The sequence below is a fragment of the Frankia sp. CcWB2 genome, from assembly GCF_977927585.1.
The window spans coordinates 20,557-23,197 of the sequence record NZ_CDWRCM010000056.1 but is presented as its reverse complement, the minus strand read 5'-3'; the positions used below and the strand labels follow the sequence as shown (position 1 = coordinate 23,197).

General features: G+C 72.1%; 2 protein-coding genes. Both read left to right on the top strand.

Going from position 1 to position 2,641, the window contains the following annotated elements; translation table 11 throughout:
* The first annotated feature begins 145 nt into the window (after positions 1-145).
* Entirely contained in the window at positions 146-1,498 is a 1,353-nt protein-coding gene (locus ACY45C_RS08445) for a hypothetical protein (RefSeq protein WP_462187063.1), read from the top strand.
* The coding region (locus ACY45C_RS08440; RefSeq protein ID WP_462187062.1) for a glycosyltransferase family 4 protein at positions 1,495-2,641 on the top strand (1,147 nt) is incomplete at its 3' end. The genes ACY45C_RS08445 and ACY45C_RS08440, both read left to right, overlap by 4 nt.

Sequence of the window (2,641 nt, the reverse complement as noted above, 5' to 3'; positions counted from 1 at the left end):
GACAAGGCACTGACAATCCGTTGAGCACCGTTCCCGGGCGTACCAGGCGGCCGACCACCCCGGCGCGGGTGAACCGGCCCCACGCGGGCATTCCGTTGCGCGGGGTGGGGAGTACCCCTGCGTATGTCGTCGGGGAGGACTCCGCATGAAGCGCAATACCGCCCAACTGGGCGGCGCGTCGGCCGCGATCGCGACCGACGGCTGGACGCTGCGTAAACGCCTAAAACAGACCCGGGGCACCCGGCTGCGGGGGGCGGTGCGCGGCGCCATCCCGCTGGCGCTGGCCGGCCAGCTCGCCAACCTCGCCAACATGGGCGTCACGCTGATCATCGCGCGCGCGATGAGTACCCGGTCCTACGGCGTGGTCGCCCAACTGATCGCAATCTTCTTCATCGTGTCCATGCCGGGCAGCGCCCTGCTCGTGGGGGTGGTCCGGCGGATCACCACCTGGCAGCACAGCGGGCAGTTGGACCTGGTGGCGCAGTGGGTCCGCCGGGTCCGCCGGGTCGGGGTCGCGCTCGTGCTGGTCGTCGCCGTGCTCGCGGTGGCCGCTCGGGGCTTCGTGGCCCACGAGCTGTCGCTGCCCGGTCCCGGCGGCGTCGCCGAGATCGTGACCGCCGGTGCCGCCTGGTGTCTGCTCTGCGTCGACCGGGGGCTGCTGCAGTGCGGCCGGCTCTATCCGGCGCTGGCCGCCAACCTGCTCGTCGACGCCGCAGTGAAGACGGTGTTCACGATCGGGTTGGTGCTCGCCGGTCTGGACGAGACCGGCGCGGCGATCGGCGTCCTGCTCGGTGTGCTGGCCGCCCTCGCCCACACGCGGTCCACGCTGCGCCGCCACCCGGACGCGGTCGTAGGAATGTCGCCCGAGCCGGGCTCGCCCGCGGCGCCCACGGCCCGGCTGGCCGTCGAGGTCGGCGCCGCTCTCGTCGCGCTGGCGATGCTCGGCCTCCTGCAGAACATCGACGTCCTTATGCAGGGCCGGCTCGCCCCCGACCAGTCGGGCTCCTACGCGGCCGTCTCGGTGGCCAGCAAGGTACTCGTACTGGCGGCGGTCGTACTGGCCGGCTTCCTGCTGCCGGAGGCCGCCGATCGACGACATCTCGGGCAGCACGCCCTCCATCAACTCGGAGCAACGCTAGCGATACTCCTCGTACCCGCACTGGGGCTGCTCTCCGCCGCTCTCCTCGCACCCGACACACTTCTCTCCCTGGCCTTCGGCTCTCGCTTCACCGATGCCTCCGGCGCGCTTCTCCCCTTGGCCGCAGCGATGACCTGTCTCGGAGCTACCGTGCTGTTCACCCACTACCTGCTCGCTCTCGGCGAGCGTGGCGTACTGCTGGCCCTGGGGCTGGCCGCCGCCGCGGCCGTCCCCCTCATGCTGTGGGCGGACGGATCACCGACGAGCACCGCCCGCGCCAACCTCGCCTGCCAGGCCGTGCTGGCCATCGTCACCGGCCTGTCGGTGCTCGCCGCCGCCCGCCGGACGGCTCGGGCATGAGCGCCGCGAGCAATCGTCGCGGCCCCGGCGCGACGATCCCGCCGACCCCCGATGGCCTCGTCGTGCCGCCGGCCGTCCCGGTCCCGCCGGGCCTCCTGGCCGCGCAGGTGGGAGCGCCCGGGATCGAGGCCGCGCCGCGCCGACTCTCCCTCGCCGAGCTGGTCGAGACTTCGGGACTGCGCCGCGTGCACATGCTGGCCTGGCGTGATCTCGACGACCCCGAGTCGGGCGGGTCGGAGCTGCACGCCGACAAGGTCGCGGAGCTGTGGGCGCAGGCCGGCATCGACGTGAGCCTGCGCACGGCCGTGGCGTCCGGCCATCCGGAGTCCGTCCACCGCAACGGCTACACGGTGGTCCGCAAGGCGGGCCGGTACTCGGTCTTCCCGCGCACAGCGGTGTCCGGCGCGCTGGGCCGCGGCGGGCCCTGGGACGGTCTGGTCGAGATCTGGAACGGGATGCCGTTCTTTTCCCCGGTCTGGGCCCGCTGCCCCCGGGTGGTGTTCCTGCACCACGTGCATGCCGAGATGTGGCGGATGGTGTTGTCCCCGAAGCTGGCCAGGATCGGCGAGACCGTCGAATTCAAGATCGCTCCACTGCTGTACCAGCGTACGCGCATCCTGACGCTGTCCCCGTCGTCCCGGCACGAGATCATCGAACTGCTCGGCCTGCCGCCGCGCAACATCTCGGTCGTGCCGCCGGGCATCGACCCGTCGTTCTCCCCCGCAGGCGAGCGCTCGCCGCATCCGCTCGTCCTCGCTGTCGGGCGTCTGGTGCCGGTGAAACGGTTCGACGTCCTCATCGACGGGCTCGTCCGCGCCCACGATGAACATCCGGCGATGGAGGCGGTCATCGTCGGCGAGGGCTACGAGCGGGTGGAGCTGGAGAAGCGGATCTCCGCTGCCGGAGCCGGCGGCTGGCTGCACCTCGTCGGGCGGGTCGACGACGACGCCCTGCTGGCGCTGTATCGGCGCGCCTGGGTGCTGACCTCGGCCTCGGCCCGTGAAGGCTGGGGCATGACGATCACCGAGGCCGCTGCCTGCGGCACGCCGTCGGTCGCGACGAAGATCGCCGGACACACCGACGCGGTCGTCAACGGCGAGACCGGCGTGTTGGTGGAGGATCCGGCCGACCTGGGCAAGACAC